The organism is Edaphobacter sp., from assembly GCF_028283685.1.
Taxonomy (GTDB): Bacteria; Acidobacteriota; Terriglobia; order Terriglobales; family Acidobacteriaceae; genus Edaphobacter.
Window position 1 is genome coordinate 339,685 of sequence record NZ_JAPWKF010000001.1, and the last position, 25,502, is coordinate 365,186.

Genomic DNA, 25,502 nt, shown 5'->3' on the forward strand with positions numbered 1-25,502 from the left:
TGCCTGTGTCTAGACTACTCTCCGCGCCGCGGGGATTGGCAGCGCGGAGAGTGGCTCAGTGGGCGGGAACGAAGGGAGCCGGAATTCCAAGATCGGAAGCCGGGGAGACGGTCTGCGCGTTGGTCCACTGGCGCTGGGCGATGCGCATGCGGTCGATGCGGCTGAGCCAGAGCTGGATGGTGAAGTCGTAGCGCTCGAGGTTGTTGCGGAGGAAGTAGGGGCGGTTGCTCCTGAGCCATGCCTGCTCATAGAGATCGCGCAGCAGGGAGTAGTTGTTGCGAAGGTCCTGCAGGCGGCCGTTGACTCCGTTGATGGAGTTCAGTTGGCGGGAGACCTCGATCCGGTCGTCCTTGTTCTTCGAGGACTGCAGGGCAAAGGCCTGGGCATAGCTGGCGGCGATCTCGTCGGCGATCTGGAACTTGAGGCCGATGAGATCCATGCGGCGGGCGCCAAGATCGAGCACATCGAGTGCGTCCTGCTCGCGCAGGCTGGGATTGGCGTTGCGAGCCTCGGCGACAAGGACGAGGGCGCGCTCGGCGTGGCGGCGCAGCTCGGGCAGTATGGGGCGGATCATGCCGGCGATACGCTGTCCGTCTGCGTTCCAGGGGTCCTGCCAGAAGAGGAGGTCCTGGGCGTCGACCTGGTAGGGCGAGTCCTTCAGCAGCTGATGGGCGGCCATGATCTCGCGCTGCGCGTCGTCGATTTTGCCGGTGGTGTCGCCGTGGAAGACCTGACCGAAGCTGGACTCGAAGGTGGGAACGGAGGCCTCACCCTGGTGCCATGCGGCTTCAGCGCCGAAGAGGATGCCATACCAGTCGGCGTTGACGAGCGCTTCGCCATCATCGTTCCAGATGGTGTTGAGCTGGCCGGTGGCGCCGAGCTTCTGACCGTCGAGGGTGAACTGCTGGATGTTGGAGAAGGCGTTGTTCCAGTTGGGATAGACGCGCGACCAGTTGTTGATGCCGGGAGCGACCCAGGTCTCATAGCCAGCATCGGTGAAGGGCTTGATGTAGCGGGTGAAGCCTTTGGGCTGCGGGTTGTACTCCCACGGCACGGCGATGGTGGCCTTCTTGAAGGAATCAGGAACCTGTTTGAGGAGGTCGGGCTCCTTGTAGGCGATGTCGCCCCAGAAGAGGAGCTTGCGGTTGAGCGGCTTGAGGTCGTCGACGATCTTGACGAGGTAGTCGATGTAGACCTTGCCCAGCCCCTTGGCGTCGACGTCGGCCTTGGTCTGTCCCTTGCCGAGTTCAACGGTCTCGTCGGCACCGAGGTGCAGGAAGGGTCCGGGATAGACCGCGGCCAGTTCGGCGAACATGTCGTGCGTGAGCTTCTGGCCATCAGCCTGAGCCGGAGCGAGGACGTGGCCGTGCGGCGTCTCGGCGATGGGCGAGTACTGCTCCCAGTTGAGCAGGTAGTGGAGATGGCCGAAGGCCTCCTGCTCGGGGATGACGGTGATGTGATATTTCGCCGCGTAAGCGACCAGCTCGCGGGCCTGCGCCTGGCTAAGGCTGCCGCCGGGAGGCGCCATCAGCGGATGGCCGCTGTACTGCATGGTGTGTTCGAAGTAGGGCGAGTAGATGTTGATCTTGTAGGCGGCGAAGATGCGGATCTGCTTCTTCTGAAACTCAAAGGTGGGGAAGGGGCCGCGGGAGAGATCGTCGGAGAGGCCGCGATAGCGCATCGCCGGCCAGTCGCGGATGGTAGCCGTGGTGAGGACGGCGGAGGTTCCGTTGCCGACGATCATCTGCTTGACGGTTTGCAGGGCGTAGAAGATGCCGCTGTCACTGGCTGCCGTCAGCGCGAGTCCCTTGCCGTCGGGGATGATGGCGTAGCCTTCGGCCTTCATCTCGGCAGGGAAGTCGGTGGTGGCCTTCCCGGAGGAGGCTTCGGTCAGGATGGAGCGTGAGTTCGCCGAGCCGTAGTGCGCCACGAGGATGTTGACGGGAGAGGCTGGGTTGATGGCGATGCCGCGGGTGGCGAGCGCTTCCTTGAAGTCGTCGATGGCGAAGCTGTCTTCCGCGGAGCAGGGAGAGGCGCAGAGGAGCTGGATGCCCTGCGTCAGGGGCTGGACGGCACCGGCGCGAACCTCCCGGGGAACCGGGATGAGTTTGAGGGACTGCGAATAGACAGTGGCAGGCAGGGCCGCAAGCAGCAGGGAGACGACGCGAAAGCAACGCATAGTCCTTACGGTAAACCAAGGGGTTGGGATCGGGCGACGGGTGAGGTGCCGGGCGACCTGCCCGGCAAGTGGTCGACCAATTTTGCATTTCTTTGTTAGGCTTCTTTGGTCACGTTTTGTTCGGAGTCGAAACCTATTCGCGTTCGACGCTCGGCAAGACCCAGTTTTTTGTGTTGTTCGACATGGTTTGGTCTACACATCGAGGTGTTGCATGCTTGATCCTATGCGGTTGTTTCCCTCTGAACCGACGGCGCGCGCGATCGCGGAGAAGCTCTACGATACGGTGCGCGACCTACCCCTCATCTCTCCCCACGGTCACACCGATCCGGCGTGGTTCGCGAAGGATGAGGCGTTTCCCAACCCGGCGGCGCTGTTCATCCAGCCGGACCATTACATCTTCCGCATGTTGTATTCACAGGGCATCACGCTGGAGTCGCTGGGGATTCCGCAGAACAATGGGAAGCAGCAGGCCGATCCGCGCGAGGTGTGGCGGATCTTCGCGAAGCACTACTACCTGTTCCGGGGAACGCCGACGCGCCTGTGGTTCGACTACGCGATGCAGGAGAACTTCGGTCTGAAGGATCGCCTGACGCCCGAGAACGCGGATGAATACTACGAGATCCTCTCAAAGAAGCTGGAGACGCCGGAGTTCCGGCCAAGGGCGCTGTTTGAGAAGTTCAACATCGAGGTGCTCTCGACGACGGACTCGCCGCTGGATTCGCTGGAGCATCACATTGCGATCCGCGAGTCGGGATGGAAGGGGCGGGTGCTGCCGACGTTCCGTCCGGACTCCGTGATCGATGCCGAGTTCAAGGGGTTTATCCAGAACATCGAAAATCTGGGAGCGATGACGCATGAGAGCATCGTGAGCTACAAGGGCTACCTGAATGCTCTACGCAAGCGGCGCGACTACTTTATCTCGCTGGGTGCGACGGCGACCGATCACGGCCACCTGACGGCGATGACGGCGGACCTTGATCCGGGTGCGGCAGAGGCTCTGTACCAGAGGATTCTGTCCGGCAAGTCGAATCCCGAAGAGCAGCAGCTGTTCCAGGCGCAGATGCTGACGGAGATGGCGGGCATGTCGAACGATGACGGCCTGACGATGCAGATTCATCCGGGGAGCATCCGCAACCACAACAAGCAGGTGTACGAGAAGTTCGGGCGCGACAAGGGCGCGGATATCCCGTCGCCGACGGAGTATGTGCGTTCGCTGCGGCCACTGCTTTCGAAGTATGGCAACTCGACGAAGTTCAATCTGATCCTGTTCACGCTGGATGAGTCGACGTTCTCGCGCGAGCTGGCTCCTCTGGCGGGGCACTATCCGGTGCTGCGGCTGGGGCCGCCGTGGTGGTTCCACGATTCGCCGGAGGGCATGATGCGCTTCCGTGAGACGGCGACGGAGACGGCGGGCTTCTACAACACGGTCGGCTTCAACGACGATACGCGGGCGTTCCTGTCGATTCCGTCGCGGCATGACGTGGCGCGGCGTGTCGACTGCGCTTTCCTGGGAAGGATGGTCGCCGAACACCGGCTGGATGAGGACGAGGCCTTCGAGGTGGTGCAGGACCTGACGGTGAACCTGGTGAAGAAGGCTTACAAGCTATAGCGCATGTCACGAAAAGCAAGAGGGCGTGGCTCTGGCCACGCCCTTCTTCTTGCGATGAAGGCGGATTCAGACGAGCTCTTCTTTGAAGAGGGCGATGAGCTTCTGATAGGCACGCTCGGCCTGGGGCTGGTTGTAGGAGGGATTATCGGGCACGGTCCAGCCGTGACGGGCTCCTTCGTAGATCTCGCTCTCGAAGTGTCCGCCCCAGTCTTTGAGCGCCTTGACCAGCTCGGTGATGGCGTCGGCGTTCATACTCTTGTCCTCAAAGGCGTGGCCGAAGTAGAGGCGGGCCTTGATCTTGTGCAGGCCGAGGTGCGGGCTGGCCGGGTTGTCGGCTTTATAGAGTCCACCGCCGTGGAAGGAGGCTGCGGCACTGATCTTGTCGGGGCGTGCGGCTGCGGCGTGGAAGGCGATCATGCCGCCCATGCAGAGTCCGACGATGCCTATGCCTACGGGGGCAGTAGTGGACTGCGAGGTGAGGAAGTCGACGTAGGTGCCGGTGTCGGCGGCGATGGCTTGTGGCGTGAGGGGAGCAGCGAGCTCGCCGATACGCTGCATGACCTGTTCCTGGGTGGCGTCCTCGCGCTTGAAGGGGAAGACCGGCGGGGGACTGGTGCGGTAGAAGGGATTGGGCAGGAGCACGGTGTAGCCTTCGGCGGCGACGCGCGAGGCCATCTGGTCCATCGTGTCGCGAAGGCTCCAGACATCGGGGATGAAGAGAACGCCGGGGAGCGGCTTGCCATCGTCGGAGGTGTAGAGGACGGCATCGGTGATGCCGTCGGGCATCGCGAGCTTGAGTTCCTGTTGATTCATGCTGATTTCTCCTGAATCTCAGCTTAGGCATTTTGCATGACAGCGTAAAATGGCGTGACATGAGCCTCTACTTTGCTGCTGGAAGTCCGACCACCGAGATGTCGGCCGAAGAACTTCGCGCCAATCTCTTCTCCGCGCTGGATGCGCTGGGCCAGAAGAACAAAGTCCTCGCGGTGCCGCCGGACTTTACGCGGTTTCACTCGAAGGCGGGAGTGATTACCGAGCTTGCGTGGCAGTACTACGGCGATCAGATGACGGATGTGCTTCCGGCCCTGGGTACGCATAAGGGCATGACGGACGCGGAGATCGCAACGATGTTCGGCGAGACGCCGCGGGAGATCTTTCGGGTTCACGACTGGCGCAACGATGTGGTGACGCTGGGCGAGGTTCCGGGGGAGTTTCTCTACGAGGTGTCGGAGGGCAAGGTCGATTACGGCTGGCCCGCTCAGGTGAACAAGCTGCTGCGTGACGGTGGCCATGACCTGATCCTGTCGATCGGACAGGTGGTGCCGCACGAGGTCGTCGGCATGGCGAACTACAACAAGAACATCTTTGTGGGCACGGGCGGCTCGATCGGCATTCATCGCTCGCACTTCCTGGGCGCGGTGTATGGCATGGAACGCATGATGGGACGCGCGGATACGCCGGTTCGCAAGGTGCTGAACTATGCCAGCGACCACTTCGCCAAGGAGCTGCCGATCATCTACGTGCAGACGGTGGTGGGCAAGAACGCAGAAGGGAAGCTGGTGTTGCGCGGGCTCTACATCGGCGATGACGTGGAGTGCTTCGAGCTGGCGGCGGCGCTGGCGCTGAAGGTCAACTTCCAGATGCTGGACCGCGAGATCCACAAAGCAGTGGTGTTTCTCGACCCGCATGAGTTCCGCTCGACCTGGCTGGGAAACAAGAGCGTGTATCGCACGCGCATGGCACTCGCAGACGATGCCGAGCTGATTGTTCTGGCACCTGCGGTGCATGAGTTCGGCGAGGACTCCGCCATCGATGTGCTGATCCGCAAGTATGGGTATTGCGGCACACCGAAGACACTGGAGTATGTGAAGGAAGATCCGGCGCTGGCGGGAAACCTGAGTGCTGCCGCCCACCTGATTCACGGCTCAAGCGAGGGGCGATTCACAATCCGCTACTGCCCGGGGCATCTGACGCGCGAGGAGATCGAGGGCGTTCACTTCGAGTACGGCGACCTGGCCGAGTACACGGCAAAGTACAACCCTGAGACGCTGAAGGACGGCTGGAACACGGTCGACGGCGAGGAGATCTTCTACATCTCGAATCCCGGGCTGGGCCTTTGGGCGTACAGCGGCAGGTTCAAGGATTAGCCTCTGAACCGGTAACGAGTAAGGAACATCCACGGTATCGACTCTGCCGTGGATGTTTTGTTATTTGCGCGAACTTAAAGCGTTGGGTATGCTGTTGAGTGCGAATTGGTTGGACCATTTTACGCGGCAAACACGAAAGAACAGGTGACAGGTATGGCAGTGCAGCTCTCTAGATTTTCTGTTGGCACGGGTGATCGCTTCGCGCACCAGGCAAAGGCGCAGCTGGCGGCGTCGATCCTGGCGGCCAAGGCGGGTGTCGAGATCTCACCGGTGTGGAACAAGTCCAACCGCGAGCACAATATCATCGGCAGCGAGCCGGTGCAGACGCGCGAGGCGGTGGACGCGGCGATCAAGGAGCTGGGTTGGACGAAGCCGTACTTTCTGGACGCCGACCACATTACGCTGGCGACAGTAGAGCGCTTCCTGGAGCCAAGCAACTTCTACACCATCGACGTGGCCGAGATGATCGGCAAGCCTGCCGATGCGGCCGATGTCGAGGCCTTTGTGGGACGCCACCCAGAGCTGATCGGCACCGTAACGATCCCCGGCATCGCAGAGCCGTTCCATACGGACAAGGCGTTTGTGACCGCAGTGGCGAACAAGTTTCTGGCCGCGGTGCAGGATGCGGGCAAGATCTATCGCTTTATCGCGGAGAAGAAGGGCGAGGGCAACTTCGTACCCGAGGTCTCGATGGACGAGACGGACGCACCGCAGACGCCGGTGGAGCTGCTGATTATTCTTGCCGCCATCGCCGATGAGAAGATTCCGATCCAGACCATCGCTCCCAAGTTCACGGGGCGGTTTAACAAGGGCGTCGATTACGTCGGCGATGTCGCCCAATTCGAGCGTGAGTTCAACGAAGACATCGCAGCGATTGCGTTTGCCGTGAAGACCTACGGTCTGCCTGCGAACCTGAAGCTGAGCGTGCATTCGGGCTCGGACAAGTTTTCGATCTACAAGGCGATTCACGACGCAGTGACGCGTACCGGCGCCGGCGTTCATCTGAAGACGGCCGGCACGACCTGGCTGGAAGAGCTGATAGGTCTGGCTGAGGCGGGCGGTTCGGGCCTGGAGATCGCCAAGGAGGTCTACCGCGAAGCCTACGGCCATCGCGAGGAGCTTTGCGCACCGTATGCAACGGTGATCGACATCGACCCGACGAAGCTGCCCAGCCCGGAAGAGGTCAACGGATGGACGAGCGAGCAGTATGTCTCGGCGCTGCGCCATGACCAGTCGAACCCGGCATACAACCCGAGCCTGCGCCAGCTGCTGCACGTCGGCTTCAAGGTTGCGGCGAAGATGGGCGATCGCTACCTGAAGGCGCTCGAGGCTAACGAAGAGGTTGTGGCACGCAACGTGACCACGAACCTGTTTGATCGTCACATCCGCCCGGTCTTCCTGGGATCGTAGGTCGAGAGGACGGTTGAGGCTAATGATCGTTGTTTTGATGGGAGTCACAGGCTCCGGCAAATCGACCATCGGCGAGCTGCTGGCCCAGAAGACGGGCGCAGTCTTCGCCGATGCCGATGATTATCACCCTGCAGCCAACAAAGAAAAGATGGCCGCGGGGCATCCGTTGAATGATGACGATCGCCAGCCCTGGCTGGAGACGCTGAACAGCCTGATGCGTGGATGGCATGACGAGGGCAAGAGCGGCGTGCTGGCCTGTTCAGCACTGAAGGCGAAGTATCGCGTCACGCTGTCTGCAGGAATGCCTGACGAGGTGTTGCATTTTGTCTGGCTGGACGGCTCGAAGGAGCTGATCTCGGAGCGACTGGCGGCGCGTCACCACGAGTTCATGAATCCGAACCTGCTGAAGAGCCAGCTGGATACGCTGGAGCCACCGCAGGACGCTTTGCGTATAGTGAATGATCGAACGCCTGATGAGGTGGTCGACCGTATTCTGTCGCTGCTGCCGGGCGTTCAAACGAAGTAAGACACAGAGAGGACGTTTTAGATGGCGCATCCGTTGTTTGATCTGACCGGCAAGACTGCTGTTGTAGTAGGTGGTACCTCAGGAATTGGCCTGGCGATGGCGGTCGGACTGGCCGAGTCGGGCGCAGATGTGGTGGCGACTTCGCGGCGTGCCGAGCAGGTGGAAGAGGCTGCGCGTGCGATTGAGGCCAAGGGCCGTCGTGCACTGCGGCTGACCTCAGACGTGGGCGACCGGGCTTCGCTGGAGGCGGTGCTGGAGGGAACGGTCAAGGAGTTCGGCAAGGTCGATATCCTGATCAACTCGGCGGGCAAGATCAAGCGCGAGCCGACGCTGACGGTGTCGGAAGAGACGTGGAACGACATCATGGACACGAATGTGACGGGGACGCTGCGCGCCTGCCAGATCTTCGGCAAGCATATGCTCGACCGCGGCTATGGGCGGATCATCAACATCGCATCGCTGAACACGTTTGTCTCGCTGAAAGAAGTGACGGCGTATGCGGCGTCGAAGGCTGCGGTGGGCGCGCTGACCAAGTCGCTGGCGGTGGAGTGGAGCTCGCGCGGCGTGACTGTCAACGGCATTGCGCCGGGAGTCTTTCGCACGGCGCTCAACCAGAAGCTGCTGGACGAAAGCGATCGCGGCAAGGAGCTGCTGATGCGCACGCCGATGGGGCGCTTCGGCAAAACGGAGGAGCTGGTTGGTTCGGCAATCTTCCTGGCAAGCGATGCGTCGGCCTTTATCACCGGGGAGATCCTGGTGGTGGACGGCGGCTTCCTGGCCAGCGGCGTCAACCAGTAGCAGCAAAAACATCGATCGATCTACCCGAGCACCCCGGCGTCATTCTGTTGTGATGTCCGGGGTGTAGGATTTAAACAGGTTGAGAATCCCCGGCTCAACGTCTGTAGTTTGTGTTGCTTGCAGCTCATTTCCAGGTTTGAGGGGCGTACGTTGATCTTTCCAGCGAGCAGGATTCAGAACCCTATGGCCTTCGTTCTCGAAAAGGGCACGTTCGATGCACTGGTCTTCGACTGCGACGGGACACTGGTCGACACCGCGGCTACGCATCTCTATTCGATCCAGCAGGCCCTGATGCCGCTCGAGTTGACGATACCGGACGACTGGTACCACCAGCGGCATGGCCTCGGCCCGGACGATCTTCTAACGGCCTATGAGAAGGACTTCGGGGTTCCTGCTATTGAGCGGCGCGAGTTCTACGAACGTACGAATGAGGCGTATCTTGCAGGCGTGAACTTCATCCAGGAGATCAAGGCTGTCGCGGATATCGCCCGGCAGTGGTTCGGTTCAGTCCCGATGGCCGTCGCCTCCAACGGCATGCGCAAGAACGTTGAGGCAACGCTGATTGCGACGCGGCTGCGTCCTCTGTTTTATACGATCGTCACGGCGGACGACGTCGAACGCGCGAAGCCTGCGCCGGATGTCTACCTGGAGGCGGCGAAACGGATGCGGGTGCGTCCGGAACGTGTCGTGGTCTTCGAAGACTCTGACGAGGGACTTGAGGCTGCGCGACGTGCCGGCATGCGCAGCTACGATGTCCGAAGGATCTTTCTGCCAGTGAACGGATCGCGCAGCTAGAGCTTTGAGAGGTATTCCATGATCTCGGGGCTGGTCCAGTTTTGTGCAGACACGAACTTGCGGCGCAGGTTGCCCTGCCGGTCGATCACGTAGGTTTCAGGGATCTGCACGGTGCCGTAGAGATCCTGAATCCTGAGTGATGGGTCACGGATCGTCAGCAGGTTGAGCTGGTATTTGGAGAGAAAGCGCTTGTAGACATCCGGGTCTTCGTCCCTGCTGATGGCGATGACGGCGACCTGCGGCATGCGCTGTTGGAGCTCCATGAGGCTGGGTAACTCGTCGATGCAGGGAGCGCACCAGGTCGCCCAGAAGTTCAGCAGAACCACCTTGCCACGCAGCTTTGCGAGATCGGCGGACTGCGTTCCATCACTGACGGTAAATTGTGGTGCAGGCTTATTCACCTGCTGGGGATGCTGCCCGCGATCGCAACCTGCAACTGTCAACAGCAACCCTAGACCAAGAACCGCTCTACGCACCGTATGCTCCTCGTTTCTATAATACGAAGTCGTGACCCAAGACGCAGAGAAGAAGAGCGGCGCGGAGGAGATGGAGCTGACTGTCATCGTTCCGGCGCGCAACGAGGAGGCATCGCTGGCGGCGTGCCTGGGCTCGCTCGTCTCGCAGTCGGAGCCGGGATTCGAGCTGGGGAGGCACTGGGAGCTGATCGTCGTCAACGATGATTCGACTGACCGGACACGCCAAATTGCGGATGATTTTGCGGCGAGGAGCAGAGGAATCACGGTGCTGGATGCACCGGCGCTGAACCTGACGGAGAGCGGAGGCTTTACGGGAAAGAACGCCGCCTGCTGGCTGGCCGCTCAGGCGGCGCGGGGGCAGTGGCTCCTGTTTACCGATGCCGATACCGTCCATGAGACGAATGACCTGTCCCGGTCGATCCGTGAGGCGGAGCGACATGATGCAGAGCTGCTGTCTTACTCTCCGCGGCAGATCGTCAAGGGGTTCTGGCAGCATGCGGTGATGCCGCTGGTGTTCTCCGAACTGGCCAGCGTCTACAGCATGAAAGAGGTCAACGATCCCGAACGCCGGATCGCTGCGGCGAACGGCCAGTTTCTGCTGGTGCAGGCCGAGGCGTACTTTGCGGTCGGGGGTCATCGCGCGGTGTCCAGCGAGGTGCTCGAGGATGTTGCCCTGGCGACGAACTTCAAGCGCAACAAGCATCCCATCCGGTTTCGCTATGCACCAGAGGCGCTGTCGACACAGATGTATCGCACGACGGGGCAGATGGTGGAGGGATGGACGAAGAACCTGGCGCTGCTGTTTCCGCAGCCGGTCTATCTTGCTGCCTGGCGCGTGCTGGATGTTGCGCTGTTCTTCGGCCTGCCGCTGGTGGTCGTCGCTTTGCCGTGGCTGGTCGGCTGGCAGAAGGGAGCCCTTCTGCTGATCTGGGTGCGGACGCTTTGGCGCTTTTATGCCCGAGTGGCGCGATCGAACTTTCCGGCGCTTGATGTCGCAGTCTCCATCCTTGGTGTGCCGCTGTTTGTCTTTCTGTTGATTCGAAGCACGATCCATCACCGCGTGCAGCGCGAGGTGGTTTGGAAGGGCCGCAGTTATCGCGTGGGGCGCTGAGATGCATCCGGCGGCCGTCGTAAAACGTCTAAATGAATGAGAGCACAGATGATCTTTCTAACCCGCAAAGCAGAATTCTCTTCCGCGCACTACTACTGGGTCGATTCCTGGACCGAGGAGGAGAACCTCCGCGTCTTCGGCAAGTGTGCCAATCGCAATGGACATGGCCACAACTACACGCTTGAGGTGACGGTCGCGGGAGACGTCGATCCGGTGTCGGGATTTGTGGTGGACCTGAAGGAGCTTAAGGACATCCTGGAGCGCGAGGTGGTCAGCGTCTACGATCACCGCCACCTGAATCTTGAGGTGCCGGAGTTCCGCGAAAGCCAGCCGACGACAGAGAATATTGCGATTGCGATCTGGCAGCGGCTGGCGGGTAAGATCCCCAACGCGAAGCTGCATCGCGTGCGGGTGTACGAGATGCCAGACCTCTTCGCAGACTTTTATGGAGAGGCGTCATGAAGGCCTACCTCTCGCGACGCTATCACTTCAGCGCATCGCATCGACTGCACACGAACCGATATGACGAGGCGGGCAATCGCGAGGTCTACGGCAAGTGCAACAATCCTCATGGTCACGGCCATAATTACACCGTCGAGGTCACGCTGAGCGGCCAGGTAGACCCGGTGACGGGGATGGTCTGCAATCTGGCTGACCTGGATACGTTTGCGAAGACCCACCTGATCGAGCGCTTCGACCATATGAATCTGAATACGCTGCCGGAATTTGCGAATCAGGTGTCGACGACGGAGAATCTATCTATTGAAGTCCACCGCATCTTCGCGAGCTTTGCTTTGGCTCGCCTGGAGCGGATTCATGTCGAAGAGACGAGTAACAACTCCTTCGACTATGCCGGCGGCGAGATACCCGCGACCGGAACACTTTAAGAAAGGCCCACACCATGGCCAGCAATAACAGCACGCTTGAGGCCGTAACACTCTCCGACGTCTCCACGCAGGATCTGTACCGCGAGATCCTGACCCGCATCGGCGAGGATCCCAGCCGCGACGGCCTTCTGCGCACCCCCGAGCGCATGGAGAAGGCGATGGCCTTCCTGACGCGCGGCTATACGATGGACGTGACCGAGGTGCTGCACGCGGCGCTGTTCGACGTCGATTACGACGAGATGGTGATCGTGAAGGACATCGAATTCTTTTCGATGTGCGAGCACCATCTGCTTCCGTTCTTCGGCAAGGCGCATGTAGCGTATGTGCCGAATGGCAAGGTAATCGGACTCAGCAAGATTCCGCGGCTGGTGGATGTCTTCGCGCGGCGACTGCAGGTGCAGGAGCGTTTGACGCGGCAGATCGGCGAGGCCATCACGGAGGCAATCCATCCGCAGGGAGTGGCTGTGATCCTGGAGGCACAGCATCTGTGCATGATGATGCGCGGCGTGGAGAAGCAGCACTCGTCGACGGTGACGTCGGCCATGCTGGGCGTCTTCAAATCGCAGCTGCAGACGCGGAACGAGTTTCTTTCCCTGGTTCGGCGTAACGGCAGCAGCTTTTAAGCCGTAAACTAGTCGATGGAATGAATGGACTGATCGTAATCGACAAGGCCGCCGGAATGACGTCTCACGACGTGGTCTCGGTGGTACGCAGAGTAACCGGTGAGCGCTCGATCGGGCATATGGGTACGCTCGATCCGATGGCCACTGGCGTGCTGCCTCTGCTGCTGGGAAAGTACACGCGGCTGGCGCAGTTCTTTGGCGCGGCCGAGAAGCAGTATGACGGCAGGATTCGCTTCGGCTACGCGACCGACACCTATGACGCCGAGGGCGAGGCCGCGACGCCTGTAAGGCCGTTGACTCAGACGCTGGAAGAGTTGCGCTCGCTGGCAGGGCGCTTTCATGGCGATGTGGACCAGATGCCGCCTGCGTATTCGGCAAAGAAGATTGACGGCGTGCCGGCGTATAAGCTGGCTCGCGCAGGCGCGGAAGTGCCTGTCAAACCCGCCCGGATCAGGATTCATCACTTCGAGCTAACCTCGCTGGAGGGAGATGAGGCGACGTTCACCATGCGTGTGTCGGCAGGTGGGTATGTCCGCTCCGTGGCGCACGAGCTAGGCGAGATCGCTGGTTGTGGAGCGCATCTCTCCTCGCTGCGGCGCACGCATGCGGGGCCGTTCTCGCTGGCGGAAGCGATCTCAATGGATGCGTTGAAGGAGCTGTCGGCTGCGGATGTCGTGGCGCGGTTGCCGCATCCTCGAACGATCCTGCCGGAGATGCCTGCGGTAACGGTCGACGACCAGACGGCGGGACGGCTGCGCAATGGGATGCAGGTGAATCTGCCGGACTTTTCTTCGGCTCCGCTCATCCGCATCTTTACCAGCCCGGTGGACCTGATGGCGATTGGCCGCCGCGTCGCTGGGACGCTGATGCAGCCGATCGTCGTAATGGGCTAAGACTTCTTCTTGAGCAACGGCTGAATCAGACCGAGTACGTTCTGCGCGACGATCTTGTTGCCGGCGGAGGTGGCGTGGGTGCGGTCTGCCTGCATCATGCCGTCGACGCCGAAGACGCCTTTGAGCAGGAAGGGAAGCATCGGCGCGCGATATTTATCTGCCAGCAGCGCATAGGTCTCGTTGAACTGGCGGATGTAGTCGGGGCCGTAGTCCGGGGGCAGTGTGATTCCGGCCAGGACGACCTTAGTCCCGCTTGCAGTCAGCGTGGAGACGATCTTGTCGAGATTGGCGCGGGTGTCCGCGATCCGCAGACCGCGCAGGCCGTCGTTGCCGCCGAACTCCACGACGACGAGGGCGGGTTTCAGCTTCAGAACATGATCGACTCGCTCGACGCCATCCTTGGTGGTGTTGCCGCTGACGCCTGCATTGACGACACGATAGTGATAGCCTGCATCGTCCAGGTCCTTCTGCAGGGCATCGGGATAGGCTTGCCCGACCTCGGTGCCGTACCCGGCGGTGAGGCTGTCGCCGAAGCAGACGATGCGGGGGCGAGGATCTTGTGTCAGATCGCTTTGAACCGGCGCCGGGGTAGCCGCAACTGGAGCTTCGGCGCCGGACGCAGTGCTGTCAGCTGGTTGGGCAGCAGGAGTGGTCTTCGCGCGGCAGCCGCCGAGAGTGGCCAGCAGAACCGCTAGTATAGGAACAATTGCGACGCGGCGCATACCTATGAATCTATCAAGAATGACGTTGCAGCGACGGGAGTGCCAGGGTGCCTGAAGAGACAGTGATTGCGGTAGAGGGATTGCACAAGTCGATTCGCAACGGTTCGCGGACGGTGTCGATTCTGAAGGGCATCGACTTTAGCGTGCCGCGCGGCCAGTTTGTCGCCATCATGGGATCGTCGGGAAGCGGCAAGTCGACGCTTCTGGGGTTGCTGGCGGGGCTGGATACGCCGACGTCGGGGAATGTTCATCTGAACGGCACGGCGATCTCGTATCTTCCGGAGGACAGGCTGGCCAAGGTGCGTGGGCGTACTGTGGGCTTCGTCTTTCAGTCATATCAGCTGGTGCCTACGCTCACGGCTCTGGAGAATGTCCTGCTGCCGTATGAGTTGAACGCCGATGATGCCAGCTTCGCCGTGGGACTTGAGCGCGCCAAGCAGCTGCTCGAAAATGTCGGCCTGGGCGACCGGATGGATCACTATCCGATTCAGCTCTCCGGCGGAGAGCAGCAGCGTGTGGCGCTGGCGCGGGCCTTTATCCTGCAGCCTCCGATCGTGCTGGCCGATGAGCCGACGGGCAACCTGGATACGGCGAATGGATCGCATGTACTGGAGCTGCTGCTGGACCTGAACCGCAAGGAAGGAACGACGCTGGTTCTGGTAACGCACGATCCTGTACTGGCAGGATACGCGGATCGCCGGATCGTGTTGCGCGATGGTCTGGTCGTCTCCGATGAGCGCAGCGAACGCGCCGCAGAGCTGGTGCGTTAGCGATGGCCTCGCTCTCGTATCGCACGGCACTGAAGATTGCGCGACAGGAGATGCGCGCATCGAGCGGCAAGTTCTTCTTCGTCGTCCTGTCGATTGCGATCGGCGTCGGCGCTCTTACGGGAGTGCGAGGATTCTCGTCCTCCTTCCGGGGCGCGCTGCTGGATCGCGCACGTTCGATCATGGCTGCTGATCTGTCGGCACGGATGTTTCAGCAGCCGACGGAGAAGGAAGAAAAAGGGCTGAAGGAGATCGCGGACGAGCATATCGAGATAACGCCGGTGACGGAGCTGTTGTCGATGGCAAGCTCGGCGAAGACGCTCGATCCGCTGCTTGTCTCGCTGAAGGCGGTCGATCCGAAGAAGTATCCCTTTTACGGCTCAGTCGACCTGCAGCCCGCGGGTGAGCTGAAGACGATGCTGCGTGACGATACGGTGGTCGTCGCTGAAGATCTGTTGGTACGGCTGAATCTTAAGGTTGGCGACTCGTTGAAGATCGGCGATCACATCTTCCGCATTGTGGCAGTTGTCACCAATGAGCCGGATCGCCTTTCGGGCAACTTCGCCGCGGGGCCGCGCGTGTTCATCACGCAGGATGGCCTCGATGCGAGCGGCCTGCTGGCGCCTGGCAGTCATGCTGGACAGCGCTATCTCTTCCGCGTGCCGAAGCCCGGCAATGGCGCGCCGATCTCGGAGTCGGACGTTGCTGCCCTCAAGGAGCGGCTGGAGAAGCTGCTTCCAGAAGCCCAGGTGATCGACTATCGCGAGACCAATCCTGCGCTCACGCAGGGGCTTGATCGCGCCACAGGTCTGCTGTCCCTTATGAGCCTTGTCGCGCTGGTGCTGGGAGCGGTGGGTGTCGCGATGGCGATGCGCGCACATCTCGAACAACGACTGGATACGATCGCCATCATGAAGGCCATGGGCGCGGGCTCCGGCGAGATCATCAGGATCTATGTCATCCAGACGCTTCTGTTGGGACTCCTAGGAGCGACGCTGGGGATTGCGCTGGGCACCGCGGTGCAGATGGCGTTTCCATACTTTCTCGGGAAGCTGCTCGACGTGCCGACAGCCGTTCATCTGCAGGTGCGAACGATTCTTACCGGGCTGGGCGCGGGCCTGTTGACGACGCTGCTGTTTACTCTGCCGCCGCTGCTCGATATTCGCGGCGTGCGGCCGGTGCTGATCTTTCGCCGCGCGATGGAGGAGAGCAATGATCCCTTCGTGACGGCGCTGTTCCGCAAGCTCTCGAAGAATGCCTCGCAGGCGGGAGCGGTTGTGCTGATTCTGGCCGGGCTGGCGGCGATAGCCACGACGCTGTCGGATTCAGCGATGGTTGGTGAGGTCTTCTCGCTGGGCCTCGTGGTGGTTCTGGCGGTTTTGCTGGCCTCATGCGCCGCGCTGCTGGCTGCTCTGCGCTGGCTGCTGCAGCGCACACGTCTTCGGCTGCACTCGGCGGTGCGACATGGACTGGCGAATCTTTATCGTCCGGGTAATCCCTCTGCGGCGCTGCTGGCCGCGGTCGGCATGGGCGTGATGCAGATTACAGCGGTGTTCCTGGTGCAGCAGGCGGTGGTTCGGGAGCTGCATATTTCGAGTGCCCCTAATCTTCCCAATGTCTTTCTGATCGACATTACGAGTGACGAAGTCGCGGGCGTTCGCACGTTATTGAAGGGACAGCCTGCGGTCAATGCAGATCCGGAGTTTCTGCCGGTGGTCTCGTCGCGCATCATCGCCATCGATGGCGTGCCCGCCGGCGAGGCGAAGCTGAAGAACTTTCCCAAGCGCATGCTGCAGACCATCTCGTTGACCTCGTTCGATGCACCGCCAGAGGGAACGACGGTGACACAGGGCGAGTGGTGGAAGGCGGGCGAGACACGTGCTGTCGTCGCGATCGGTACCAGGACAGCGGAACGGCTTGGCGTTCATCCCGGCTCGAAGATCACTTTTGCCGCACAGGATGAGCAGTTCACGGCGACGGTCAGCGCACTGACAAAGAGCGATGGGCAACATACGTTCTCTCGCGCGGAGTTCGTTCTGAATCCGGCCACGCTGAAAGATCTTCCTACTGTCTGGTACGGCGGCGCCCACGTCGATCCGAATCGTGTGGGTGAGGTGCAGCGGGCCCTGTTCAAGAGCTACCCGACGGTGACGGTTATCAACGTGGCGCAGGCTCTGGAGACGGTCCGCTCGGTCGTCATTCAGATTACGTATGTGATCCAGTTTCTGGCGGCCTTCAGCGTCTTTGCGGGTGTCGTCATTCTTGCGAGCGCAATTGCGGGCACGCGCTATCGGCGAATCCGCGAGGTGGTCGTGCTGAAGACTCTGGGTGCGACACGCGCCCGGATAGGCGCGGTCTTTTCGGTGGAATTCGCCGTGCTTGGGCTGGTTTCGGGCATTGTGGGGGTGGGCTTCGCCAACGTGATTGCACGTATGCTGCTGAGCAGGATGTCGGTGACGTATCACTTCCATTGGGGGTGGACGCTGGGAGCATTACTGGCAACGTCCGCGATGACGATCTTTACCGGCTGGGCTGCGAGTTTCCGCGTTCTGGGGCAGAAGCCGCTCGAGGTGCTTCGGGAGGAGTAGTCCCGCTGTCGCGTGTAGGATGGACTAGGTTTTGAATCCATCGTTTTCGGTGCAGTACATGACGGCAGTTGAAGGGAAAGTGCGCGCGGCGCACATGGAACGATTTGGCGTTGCGGGAACGCTGTTTTCCGCTCCTGCGCGGGTGAATCTGATTGGCGAGCATACGGATTACACCGGCGGCCTGGTGATGCCAATGGCGATCGAGTTTCGCACCGTCGCCGCGATCAGTGCGCGCAACGATGGACAGGCGACGTTTTATTCGGCCAACTACGGTGAAAGCAGAAGCCTGGATATCGCTTCACTCGAACGGGCACCGCAGGGACACTGGAGCGACTATGCGGCGGGCGTGGTCTGGAGCTTGAAACAGGAGGGAATCAGCGTCTCCGGCTTCGACATGAGCCTCGAGGGCGATGTGCCGCTAGGCGCGGGGCTTAGCTCTTCGGCTTCGATCGAGGTCGCAGTCGCGTTGGCGATCCTGTCGCTGTCAGACGTGACGCTGCCGCTTGAGACGGTGGCAACGCTTTGCCGTCGTGCAGAGAACCAATATGTTGGCGCGAAGAGCGGCATTATGGACCAGTTCATCGTTGCGGGAGGCGTGGAGCATCGCGCGATGATGCTGGATACGCGCTCGCTGGCTTACGATCTGCTTCCGTTGCCGGAGGAGATCCGCGTGGTGATTGCGAATTCGATGGTCCGGCACTCGGTTGCAACGGGCGGCTATGGCAATCGCCGCGACGAGGTGGAGGAAGGGCAGGCAGTACTGCGCAAGGTGTTTGGGCGCGAGATGCTGCGCGATGCCAGCCTCGAAGAGCTGGAGGAGTGCCGCGAGAAGATGCCGGTGGAGAGCTACCTGCGCTGCCGCCACATCATCTCGGAGAACGGACGTGTGCTGGAGGCACGTGAGGCGCTGCACGCCGGCGATCTGAAGCGCTTCGGCGCGCTGATGGTTGCTGCGCACGCGAGCATGCGCGATGACTTTGCTGCGAGCTGCCCTGAGGTCGATACGCTGGTGGAGATCGCTCTTCGCCAGGAGGGATGCATCGGAGCCCGCATCACGGGTGGAGGATTCGGCGGCTGCACGGTGAATGTCGTACGGACGCAGGATACGGAGAGATTCGTCGCGCAGGTGAAGAGTGAATATGAGAAGGCGACGGGCATCAAAGCTGACTGCTTCGTCTCGTCTCCTTCCGATGGCGCACTGGCCCTGGCTGCAAAAGGAGAAGCAAAGTGAACGAACTGGCACAGCAGAATCCGCATCGCCGCTATAACCCGCTGAAGCGAGAGTGGGTGCTGGTCTCGCCGCACAGAACGCAGAGGCCGTGGCAGGGGCAAGTGGAGAAGCCTGCGCAGGTGCAGGTCAAGAGCTTCGACCCGGAGTGCTATCTCTGCCCGGGCAATATGCGGGCGGGCGGCCTGCGTACGGACGAGTACACGAGCACCTATGTCTTCGAGAACGACTATGCCGCGCTCAAACCGGATGCTCCGCAGTTCCACGAAGACGAGGACGGCAAAGGTCTGCTGGTCGCCGAGGGTGAGAGCGGTATCTGTCGCGTACTCTGCTTCTCGCCGCGCCATGACCTGACGCTGGCGAAGATGGAAGTCGCAGATATCCGCAAGGTCGTCGATCTATGGGATGCGCAGACACAGGAGCTTGGAGCGCGCGACGACATTCAGTACGTCCAGGTCTTTGAGAACCGCGGCGCGATGATGGGCGCAAGCAATCCGCATCCTCATGGACAGATCTGGGCGAGCCGTTCGCTGCCGAATGAGGCAGTGGTTGAGCTGGCAGCGCAGACAGCTTACCTCAAGGAGCATGGCTGCTGCCTGCTGTGCGCGTATCGCGAGATGGAAGTGGCGCGAGGCGAGCGCGTGGTCGCTTCGAACAGCAGCTTTGTCGCGCTGGTTCCGTACTGGGCGGTGTGGCCGTTCGAGGTGATGGTCCTTCCTGTGCGTCATGTCGCGGATCTGAAGGCGATGACTGAGGCGGAGCGCGATGACCTGGCAGCAATCCTGAAGGCGGTGACCTCGACATACGACAAGGTCTTCGATACACCGTTTCCTTACTCGATGGGCCTGCATCCTCAGCCATATGACGGCGAGGAGCATCCGGAGTGGCACTTCCACCTGCACTTCTATCCGCCGCTGCTGCGTTCGGCGACGGTACGGAAGTTCATGGTCGGCTTCGAGCTGCTGGGATCGCCACAGAGAGACATTACGCCGGAATCGGCTGCAGACACGCTGCGCAAGGCCTCTGAGAAGTAGACCTAGCGTACTTCGAAGCGGCTATTGCGAATGTTCGCCCTGCGCGAAGCAGGGCAACGGCATGGATGTTGGGCGCACCTTCACTGCTGCCGCGAACAGGCTTATTCTAGAAGTGGATGAGCCCCACAGATGGGCTCCTGAAGTTGAAAAGAAGGGAAGCATAAGGCATGGCAACGACGACGAAGGTAGCACCGTTTCGGCTGAAGCCCTGGTTCAGCGAGAGACCATGGGGCAAGAAGAGCCTTGAGCCGTGGTACAGCGAGACGGGCACCACCGAGCTTGTAGGCGAGGCATGGCTGACAGGACCGCAGTGTGTGGTGGAAGAGGGTGAGTTCGAGGGCAGGACACTGGAGTCACTCTCGACGGACCTGGGCGGTGAGTTTCCTCTGCTGGTGAAGCTGCTGTTCCCGAACGAGAAGCTTTCGGTGCAGGTGCATCCCGATGACGCACAGGCGAAGGCTTCGGGCGGAACGCGCGGAAAGACGGAGTGCTGGTACGTTCTGGAAGCCGAGCCGGGAGCTGCAGTGGCGCTTGGCCTGAAGCCGGGGTCCACGCCGGAGAAGATTACGGCATCGGTCGCAGACGGCACGATGGAAGACCTGATGGTCTGGGTGCCGGTGAATGTGGGCGACATGCTCTTTGTCGATGCCGGAACCGTGCATGCGATCGGGCCCGGCTGCGTTCTGTTGGAGACGCAACAGACCAGCGACATCACCTACCGCCTGTATGACTACGGCCGCCCGCGTGAGCTCCATCTTGAGCAGGGACTCAAGGTGATTCGTCCGGTCACCGAAGCTGGCAAGGTCGAGGCACGGGAGATGGACGGCTTCACACGCCTGATCGAACAGAAGTACTTCACCGTCGATCGCTTCGATCTGGAGAAGGACGAGGAGCGCAAGATCAGCTTCTCCGGGCCGGGATGCGTTGTGGGCCTGAAGGGCAAGGTCGCGGTGATCACCCCGGGAGAAGAGATTGAGCTGGAGCCCGGTAAGGCGATCGTGATCCCGGAGGGTGTCGGCGAGGTCATCATCGAGGCTTCCGAGGCTTCGGCGTTTGTCCGCTGCATAGCGCCGGCGATGGGCTAAGCTTTGCGAATCGGGTATCAGGACAGAAAGGCCCACCGGATGGTGGGCCTTTTCCTTTTGAAAACCAACATCCTTCAGCGAAGGAAGATGGAGAGCTCGTTTGCGGCGTTACGCAGGTGGGGCAGAAAGCGTGTCTGCATCTCGAGAGTTGAGATGCGGGGCGCATTTCCGCTGAGGTTGATCGTCGCGACGGCTCGACCGCTGGGGGCGAAGACGGGAACAGCCACCGAGCGGAGACCGACTTCGTACTCCTGGTCGCAGATGGCATAGCCGTTACGGCGAATGGTGCGCAACAGCATACGCAGGCGCTCGACGGAGACGACGGTGCGCGTGGTGTGGGGCGTGAGCACGGCGCGTGCGAGGTATGCCTCGAGCTGTTCGGGCGGCAGGTAAGCGAGCAGGATGCGTCCCATACTGGTGCAGTATGCCGGGAGTCGGCTGCCGATGTGCAGATCGACCGCCATGACGCGGTTGACGGCACTGCGTGCGACGTAGACGATGTCTTCGCCATCAAGCGTAGCCACGGAGAAGGACTCTCGCAGGGTCGCAGACATCCGCTCCAGGATGGGCTGCGCGGCGGAGGACAACGTGTTGGAGGCGGTGTAGGTGTGAGAGAGCGTCAGCATGCGCGGACGGAGCGAGTAGCGCGAGCCGTCTTCTGCACCGGCAAAACCGAGCTTGGTGAGGGTGTAAAGACAACGGCGCACCGCAGCTCGGGAGAGGCCCGTACGAATGCTGAGCTGAGAGATGGTCATCTGCGGGTTTTGCTGGGTAAAGGCCTGAATGACGATGAGGCCGCGCGCCAGGGAGGTCATGAAATTGGGGTCGCCAGTGTAGACATCCAGCGATGCTGCGGGAGTCTGCTTAACCGGTGGCGAGGGAGGAGGAGTGGCAGTAGGCAGTGAAGGCGCAGTCGCGGGGCGAGTAGTTAAGCTCATGGATCCCTTCCTGGCAGGCTATCGCAGGCTTGAGCAGGGCTGGGGCGATAGCCGGTTAATAGATACGATAACCGCACGACTCTTTACGATGCAAGATTTCGGCTACGGCGAGCGGTAATCGACCTCTTTCTCTTTCAGACGCGAGAGCAGGCAAAACATATCATTTTTTCGTAAACAGACTTGCTTTGGCGTCTTACGCATGAGGGCCAGCACATGGAAGAGGCGTATCGGTCTTACACTAGAGAGCAGACGCATTCCGACGCGAGGCAGCGGGACACAAAAAGGAGAAGTGAAGCGTATGACGGCAACAAAGACTGTACCTCTTACCGATCGAGCAGCCTGGAAGGGGCTTGCGGCCAATGCTGAGCAGATTCGCGGCAAGCATATGCGGGAGCTGTTTCAGTCCGATCCCGGTCGCGGCGAACGGTTGACGCTGGAGGCAGAGGGGCTTTTCCTCGACTACTCGAAGAACCGTGTGACGGATGAGACGCTGAAGCTTCTGATCGCCCTGGCCGAGGAATCGGGACTGAAGGCGCGCACCGAGGCGATGTTCACCGGCGAGAAGATCAATATCACGGAGAACCGCGCCGTTCTGCACACTGCGCTCCGCGCTCCAAAAGACGCAACCATCGTGGTCGATGGCGAGAACGTCGTGCCCGCCGTCCATGAGGTTCTGGACAAGATGGCTGGATTTGCCGACAAGATTCGCTCGGGCGAGTGGAAGGGCCACACCGGCAAGCGCATCAAGAACGTCGTCAACATTGGCATCGGTGGCTCGGATCTGGGCCCGGTGATGGCGTACGAGGCGCTGAAGCACTACTCGCAGCGCGACCTGACCTTCCGCTTTGTCTCGAACGTTGACGGCACGGACTTTGCCGAGGCCGTGGTCGATCTGGATCCGGAAGAGACGCTCTTCCTGGTGGCGTCGAAGACCTTCACCACGCAGGAGACGATGACGAACGCGCACACGGCGCGTGACTGGTCGCTGGCGAAGCTGGGCGATGAGAAGGCGGTTGCGAAGCACTTTGTCGCCATCTCCACCAATGCGAAGGAGGTTGCAAAGTTCGGCATCGATACGGCGAACATGTTCGGCTTCTGGGATTGGGTCGGCGGCCGCTATTCGATGGATTCGGCGATTGGCCTGTCGACGATGATCGCGATCGGTCCGAAGAACTTCGGCGAGATGCTGGCCGGCTTCCATGCGATGGACGTCCACTTCCGCACGGCTCCGATCGAGAAGAACATGCCGGCCTTGCTGGGTCTCTTGACGGTCTGGTACACGGAGTTCTTTGACGCGCAGACACAGGCTGTTCTGCCGTACGAGCAGTACCTGAAGCGCTTTCCGGCGTACCTGCAGCAGCTGACGATGGAGTCCAACGGCAAGCATGTGACGCTGGACGGCGCGACCGTGAACTACCAGACCGGCGCAATCTACTGGGGCGAGCCGGGAACGAACGGACAGCACTCGTTCTATCAGCTGATTCACCAGGGAACGCGTTTGATCCCCTGTGATTTCATCGCCTTTATCAAGTCGCTGAATCCGCTTGGTCGTCATCATGACATGCTGCTCGCCAATGTCTTTGCTCAGGCCGAGGCGCTGGCCTTCGGCAAGACGGCTGAGCAGGTGAAGGCGGAGGGAACGCCGGACTGGCTGGTGCCGCATCGCGTCTTCGAAGGCAACCGTCCCTCGAATGTGATCCTGGTCGATGAGCTGACGCCTGCGGTGCTGGGTAAGCTGGTAGCGCTTTACGAGCATGCCGTGTTTACGCAGGGCGTGGTCTGGGACATCGACTCCTTTGATCAGTGGGGCGTTGAGCTCGGCAAGGTTCTGGCCACGAAGATCCTGGGCGAGCTGGAGTCGAAAGATGAGCCGAAGCTGGCCCATGACAGCTCCACGACAAACCTGATCAATCGCTATCGCAGCGGCAAGTAACGTTTTTCGGCAGACGAAGGCCCCGGATAACTCCGGGGCCTTTTCTTTTTGCCTTGAAACGTACGGTTCGATTCAGCCTAGAGCGCGTCCAACGCGGCGAAGACGTCGGCCGGTTCGGTGCGAACGCGGTGGTCGGCGTGCGCCTCGGCGAAGGCGATGCTGCCGTCCTGACGGACGATGTAGACCGCGGGCAGGGGAAGACGCCAGCTCTCCTCGGTGGCCGTCTGGTAGTTCAGGCCGGCGTTATTGTAGGGAATGTTCACCAGAATGGACTGGAAGTAGCGGCGATGCTCCTGCGAGACCGAATGCGCGAGGCCGAACTGCTCCGCCACGGCACAGCCAGGGTCGGTGAGCAGAGGAAACGGCAGCCCATGCTGATCGATCGTAAAAGCGTTCTGACGCGTGGTCTGCGGCGAGATGGCGACGAAGAGCGCACTGCGGCTGCGCAGCTCGGAGTAAAGATTGCGCCAGTTCTCAAGCTCGGTCATGCAGTAGGGATCCCACCGGCCGCGGAAGAAGCTGATGACGAGAGGGCCGAGTGCCAGCAGGTCGCTGGAGTTGACCGTCTTGCCATGATGGCCGTCCTGAAGGCTGAACGATGGAGCAACTCCGGCCTGCAGAATACGGTCTTCAATTCCAGTCGAGAACAGTTCGGCGACCATGCGTTCCGAGAATGCGAGGCGCTCGGGCTGAACCAGCGCACGGGTGTTCTGGGTGATGAGGTCGAGCTGCTCCTGGAGCGGCGTGTGGAGCGATTTGTTATTCAGCGATGCGGCCACGAACTCTATTATCGCAGCCGCAGAGCAAAGGGGACAGTGAGCGGGATCACTTACATGGAACCGGCGGTTGTGGAATGACACTCAGGCGTGGATTCCGTCGCATGGGCCTTGCCAGCAGCCTGTACCGGCGTAGTCGCCGGTACAGCCCAGGAGGCATGGGCTGCGGGGAGCGCCTTGAGCAGCGTGTTCAGCCGGGTAAAGGCTTCGTTGCGCGCCTTTTCGTTGGCAGGATTGGTGTTGGTTGGGTCTTCTCCTGCGCGCATGAAGCCGTGGCCCGCACCGTCATAGGTCACGGGCTCATACTTCTTGCCAGCGGCCTTCATGCCTTCAATGGTTGCGGGAACCGTGGCGCCGATGCGTGCATCGTTGCCAGCGTAGAAGCCATAGACAGGAGCCGTGATGGTCGAGAAGTCGGCAGGCGGAGGACCGTAGAAGACGAAGGCCGAGGCCAGGTCTTTGCGATGCGCGGCAAAGGCGAACGACTTGCCGCCTCCCCAGCAGAAGCCGACCGTAACAAAGGTCCCGTTGGAGGCGGGGATCTTCCTGGCATAGTCGGCGGCAGCGTCCAGATCGGAGAGAACCTGATCCGGGTTCAGGCCGGAGACAGCCTTGGTCGTGGCATCCATGCTGGTGAAGGAGTCGGAGTTGCCGCCGCTGGGCCCGGCGCCGGACAGCAGGTCAGGCGCGACGACGATGTAGCCTGCTGCCGCTAGTTCGTCCGCCATCTCCTTGGCCCAGTCGGAGAGGCCGAAGATCTCGTGGATGAGAATGATGACGGGCGCCTTGCCGCTGACCTCGGGGTAGACGACGAAGGCCTGTACGTTACGGCCGTTGCTCTTGAGCGTGACGTACTCGCGATGGCGCGGCGAGGCGTCGAGCCTGGTCTTCGCCCACTGCTGGGCCGATGCAGTGAGAGAGGCAAGCACAAGCAGGAAGGCGGCGAGAACAACGTACGGACGGCGCATGGGCCGAGT

The 25,502-nt window shown here is 61.1% G+C and carries 24 protein-coding genes; 17 read left to right on the plus strand and 7 right to left on the minus strand.

Annotation, left to right across the window (positions count from 1 at the left end; translation table 11 throughout):
* Nucleotides 1-55: 55 nt before the first annotated feature.
* Entirely contained in the window at nucleotides 56-2,179 is a 2,124-nt protein-coding gene (locus PW789_RS01370) for a glycoside hydrolase family 20 zincin-like fold domain-containing protein (RefSeq protein WP_299370477.1), read from the minus strand.
* Nucleotides 2,180-2,390: 211 nt separating this feature from the next.
* Between PW789_RS01370 and uxaC the strand changes: the two genes are divergently transcribed.
* The gene (uxaC, locus tag PW789_RS01375; RefSeq protein WP_299370479.1) at nucleotides 2,391-3,788 is read left to right on the plus strand and encodes a glucuronate isomerase; all 1,398 of its coding nucleotides are present in this window, start codon (nucleotides 2,391-2,393) and stop codon (nucleotides 3,786-3,788) included.
* A gap of 66 nt (nucleotides 3,789-3,854) precedes the next feature.
* Here the strand turns inward: uxaC and PW789_RS01380 are convergent, their stop codons facing one another.
* Nucleotides 3,855-4,601 carry a dienelactone hydrolase family protein gene (locus PW789_RS01380; protein WP_299370481.1) on the minus strand — a complete coding sequence of 249 codons (747 nt, stop codon included), beginning with the start codon at nucleotides 4,599-4,601 and terminating at the stop codon, nucleotides 3,855-3,857.
* Nucleotides 4,602-4,660: 59 nt separating this feature from the next.
* Here PW789_RS01380 and PW789_RS01385 point away from each other — a divergent pair, with 59 nt between their 5' ends.
* The 5 genes from PW789_RS01385 (at nucleotide 4,661) to PW789_RS01405 (ending at nucleotide 9,464) form a co-directional block, all read left to right on the plus strand.
* A complete protein-coding gene (locus PW789_RS01385; RefSeq protein WP_299370483.1) occupies nucleotides 4,661-5,935 on the plus strand; it encodes a lactate racemase domain-containing protein in 1,275 nt (424 codons plus the stop codon).
* Between the two features lie 153 nt (nucleotides 5,936-6,088).
* The gene (locus tag PW789_RS01390) at nucleotides 6,089-7,345 is read left to right on the plus strand and encodes a tagaturonate epimerase family protein (protein WP_299370485.1); all 1,257 of its coding nucleotides are present in this window, start codon (nucleotides 6,089-6,091) and stop codon (nucleotides 7,343-7,345) included.
* Nucleotides 7,346-7,367: 22 nt separating this feature from the next.
* Nucleotides 7,368-7,871 carry a gluconokinase gene (locus PW789_RS01395; RefSeq protein ID WP_299370487.1) on the plus strand — a complete coding sequence of 168 codons (504 nt, stop codon included), beginning with the start codon at nucleotides 7,368-7,370 and terminating at the stop codon, nucleotides 7,869-7,871.
* Nucleotides 7,872-7,892: 21 nt separating this feature from the next.
* Nucleotides 7,893-8,669: an SDR family NAD(P)-dependent oxidoreductase gene (locus PW789_RS01400; RefSeq protein WP_299370489.1), complete on the plus strand. Its 777-nt coding sequence runs from the start codon at nucleotides 7,893-7,895 to the stop codon at nucleotides 8,667-8,669.
* 183 nt (nucleotides 8,670-8,852) lie between these two features.
* Nucleotides 8,853-9,464 (plus strand): HAD family phosphatase, encoded by a 612-nt coding sequence (locus tag PW789_RS01405; protein ID WP_299370491.1) that lies wholly within the window; start codon nucleotides 8,853-8,855, stop codon nucleotides 9,462-9,464.
* Here the strand turns inward: PW789_RS01405 and PW789_RS01410 are convergent.
* Complete coding sequence (locus PW789_RS01410) at nucleotides 9,461-9,940, minus strand: TlpA disulfide reductase family protein (protein WP_299370493.1); 480 nt, start codon at nucleotides 9,938-9,940, stop codon at nucleotides 9,461-9,463. The genes PW789_RS01405 and PW789_RS01410 overlap by 4 nt on opposite strands.
* A gap of 31 nt (nucleotides 9,941-9,971) precedes the next feature.
* On the opposite strand from PW789_RS01410, the gene PW789_RS01415 reads away from it, so the two are divergent.
* From PW789_RS01415 to truB, 5 genes are read left to right on the plus strand one after another with little or no spacing between them, the layout of a single operon-like run.
* Nucleotides 9,972-11,051, plus strand: a complete 1,080-nt coding sequence (locus PW789_RS01415; protein ID WP_299370495.1) for a glycosyltransferase family 2 protein — start codon at nucleotides 9,972-9,974, stop codon at nucleotides 11,049-11,051.
* Nucleotides 11,052-11,099: 48 nt separating this feature from the next.
* Nucleotides 11,100-11,513 (plus strand): 6-carboxytetrahydropterin synthase, encoded by a 414-nt coding sequence (locus PW789_RS01420; protein ID WP_299370497.1) that lies wholly within the window; start codon nucleotides 11,100-11,102, stop codon nucleotides 11,511-11,513.
* Complete coding sequence (locus PW789_RS01425) at nucleotides 11,510-11,938, plus strand: 6-carboxytetrahydropterin synthase (protein WP_299370499.1); 429 nt, start codon at nucleotides 11,510-11,512, stop codon at nucleotides 11,936-11,938. Before PW789_RS01420 ends, PW789_RS01425 begins: the two co-directional genes overlap by 4 nt.
* A 14-nt stretch (nucleotides 11,939-11,952) precedes the next feature.
* A complete protein-coding gene (folE, locus tag PW789_RS01430) occupies nucleotides 11,953-12,561 on the plus strand; it encodes a GTP cyclohydrolase I FolE (protein WP_299370501.1) in 609 nt (202 codons plus the stop codon).
* Nucleotides 12,562-12,581: 20 nt separating this feature from the next.
* Complete coding sequence (gene truB / locus PW789_RS01435) at nucleotides 12,582-13,454, plus strand: tRNA pseudouridine(55) synthase TruB (RefSeq protein ID WP_299370503.1); 873 nt, start codon at nucleotides 12,582-12,584, stop codon at nucleotides 13,452-13,454.
* On the opposite strand, the gene PW789_RS01440 is transcribed toward truB, so the two are convergent.
* Entirely contained in the window at nucleotides 13,451-14,176 is a 726-nt protein-coding gene (locus PW789_RS01440; protein WP_299370505.1) for an arylesterase, read from the minus strand. The genes truB and PW789_RS01440 overlap by 4 nt on opposite strands.
* Before the next feature lie 62 nt (nucleotides 14,177-14,238).
* Here PW789_RS01440 and PW789_RS01445 point away from each other — a divergent pair, with 62 nt between their 5' ends.
* From PW789_RS01445 to PW789_RS01465, 5 genes are all read left to right on the plus strand, one after another.
* Complete coding sequence (locus PW789_RS01445) at nucleotides 14,239-14,946, plus strand: ABC transporter ATP-binding protein (protein WP_299371585.1); 708 nt, start codon at nucleotides 14,239-14,241, stop codon at nucleotides 14,944-14,946.
* 2 nt (nucleotides 14,947-14,948) lie between these two features.
* Nucleotides 14,949-17,531, plus strand: coding sequence for an FtsX-like permease family protein (locus PW789_RS01450; RefSeq protein WP_299370507.1), 2,583 nt, complete (start codon nucleotides 14,949-14,951; stop codon nucleotides 17,529-17,531).
* Between the two features lie 31 nt (nucleotides 17,532-17,562).
* Nucleotides 17,563-18,762 carry a galactokinase gene (gene galK, locus PW789_RS01455; protein ID WP_299370510.1) on the plus strand — a complete coding sequence of 400 codons (1,200 nt, stop codon included), beginning with the start codon at nucleotides 17,563-17,565 and terminating at the stop codon, nucleotides 18,760-18,762.
* Nucleotides 18,759-19,793, plus strand: coding sequence for a UDP-glucose--hexose-1-phosphate uridylyltransferase (locus PW789_RS01460; RefSeq protein ID WP_299370512.1), 1,035 nt, complete (start codon nucleotides 18,759-18,761; stop codon nucleotides 19,791-19,793). The genes galK and PW789_RS01460 overlap by 4 nt, the downstream gene beginning before the upstream one ends.
* 167 nt (nucleotides 19,794-19,960) lie before the next feature.
* Nucleotides 19,961-20,878: a type I phosphomannose isomerase catalytic subunit gene (locus tag PW789_RS01465; RefSeq protein ID WP_299370514.1), complete on the plus strand. Its 918-nt coding sequence runs from the start codon at nucleotides 19,961-19,963 to the stop codon at nucleotides 20,876-20,878.
* A 74-nt stretch (nucleotides 20,879-20,952) separates the two neighbouring features.
* On the opposite strand, the gene PW789_RS01470 is transcribed toward PW789_RS01465, so the two are convergent.
* Entirely contained in the window at nucleotides 20,953-21,816 is an 864-nt protein-coding gene (locus tag PW789_RS01470; RefSeq protein ID WP_299370516.1) for an IclR family transcriptional regulator C-terminal domain-containing protein, read from the minus strand.
* Nucleotides 21,817-22,114: 298 nt separating this feature from the next.
* On the opposite strand from PW789_RS01470, the gene pgi reads away from it, so the two are divergent.
* Complete coding sequence (gene pgi / locus PW789_RS01475) at nucleotides 22,115-23,749, plus strand: glucose-6-phosphate isomerase (RefSeq protein ID WP_299370518.1); 1,635 nt, start codon at nucleotides 22,115-22,117, stop codon at nucleotides 23,747-23,749.
* A gap of 77 nt (nucleotides 23,750-23,826) precedes the next feature.
* Here the strand turns inward: pgi and PW789_RS01480 are convergent, their stop codons facing one another.
* Together PW789_RS01480 and PW789_RS01485 are read right to left on the minus strand one after the other, a co-directional pair.
* A complete protein-coding gene (locus tag PW789_RS01480) occupies nucleotides 23,827-24,528 on the minus strand; it encodes a peroxiredoxin-like family protein (protein WP_299370520.1) in 702 nt (233 codons plus the stop codon).
* A gap of 50 nt (nucleotides 24,529-24,578) precedes the next feature.
* Entirely contained in the window at nucleotides 24,579-25,493 is a 915-nt protein-coding gene (locus PW789_RS01485) for a dienelactone hydrolase family protein (RefSeq protein WP_299370522.1), read from the minus strand.
* Between the last annotated feature and the right edge of the window lie 9 nt (nucleotides 25,494-25,502).

Bases quoted from the DNA above. Each gene is read 5' to 3' on its own strand.
- PW789_RS01370 (WP_299370477.1), bottom strand. From the start codon at position 2,179: ATGCGTTGCTTTCGCGTCGTCTCCCTGCTGCTTGCGGCCCTGCCTGCC.
- uxaC (WP_299370479.1), top strand. From the start codon at position 2,391: ATGCTTGATCCTATGCGGTTGTTTCCCTCTGAACCGACGGCGCGCGCG.
- PW789_RS01380 (WP_299370481.1), bottom strand. From the start codon at position 4,601: ATGAATCAACAGGAACTCAAGCTCGCGATGCCCGACGGCATCACCGAT.
- PW789_RS01385 (WP_299370483.1), top strand. From the start codon at position 4,661: ATGAGCCTCTACTTTGCTGCTGGAAGTCCGACCACCGAGATGTCGGCC.
- PW789_RS01390 (WP_299370485.1), top strand. From the start codon at position 6,089: ATGGCAGTGCAGCTCTCTAGATTTTCTGTTGGCACGGGTGATCGCTTC.
- PW789_RS01395 (WP_299370487.1), top strand. From the start codon at position 7,368: ATGATCGTTGTTTTGATGGGAGTCACAGGCTCCGGCAAATCGACCATC.
- PW789_RS01400 (WP_299370489.1), top strand. From the start codon at position 7,893: ATGGCGCATCCGTTGTTTGATCTGACCGGCAAGACTGCTGTTGTAGTA.
- PW789_RS01405 (WP_299370491.1), top strand. From the start codon at position 8,853: ATGGCCTTCGTTCTCGAAAAGGGCACGTTCGATGCACTGGTCTTCGAC.
- PW789_RS01420 (WP_299370497.1), top strand. From the start codon at position 11,100: ATGATCTTTCTAACCCGCAAAGCAGAATTCTCTTCCGCGCACTACTAC.
- PW789_RS01425 (WP_299370499.1), top strand. From the start codon at position 11,510: ATGAAGGCCTACCTCTCGCGACGCTATCACTTCAGCGCATCGCATCGA.
- folE (WP_299370501.1), top strand. From the start codon at position 11,953: ATGGCCAGCAATAACAGCACGCTTGAGGCCGTAACACTCTCCGACGTC.
- truB (WP_299370503.1), top strand. From the start codon at position 12,582: ATGAATGGACTGATCGTAATCGACAAGGCCGCCGGAATGACGTCTCAC.
- PW789_RS01440 (WP_299370505.1), bottom strand. From the start codon at position 14,176: ATGCGCCGCGTCGCAATTGTTCCTATACTAGCGGTTCTGCTGGCCACT.
- PW789_RS01450 (WP_299370507.1), top strand. From the start codon at position 14,949: ATGGCCTCGCTCTCGTATCGCACGGCACTGAAGATTGCGCGACAGGAG.
- PW789_RS01465 (WP_299370514.1), top strand. From the start codon at position 19,961: ATGGCAACGACGACGAAGGTAGCACCGTTTCGGCTGAAGCCCTGGTTC.
- PW789_RS01470 (WP_299370516.1), bottom strand. From the start codon at position 21,816: ATGAGCTTAACTACTCGCCCCGCGACTGCGCCTTCACTGCCTACTGCC.
- pgi (WP_299370518.1), top strand. From the start codon at position 22,115: ATGACGGCAACAAAGACTGTACCTCTTACCGATCGAGCAGCCTGGAAG.
- PW789_RS01485 (WP_299370522.1), bottom strand. From the start codon at position 25,493: ATGCGCCGTCCGTACGTTGTTCTCGCCGCCTTCCTGCTTGTGCTTGCC.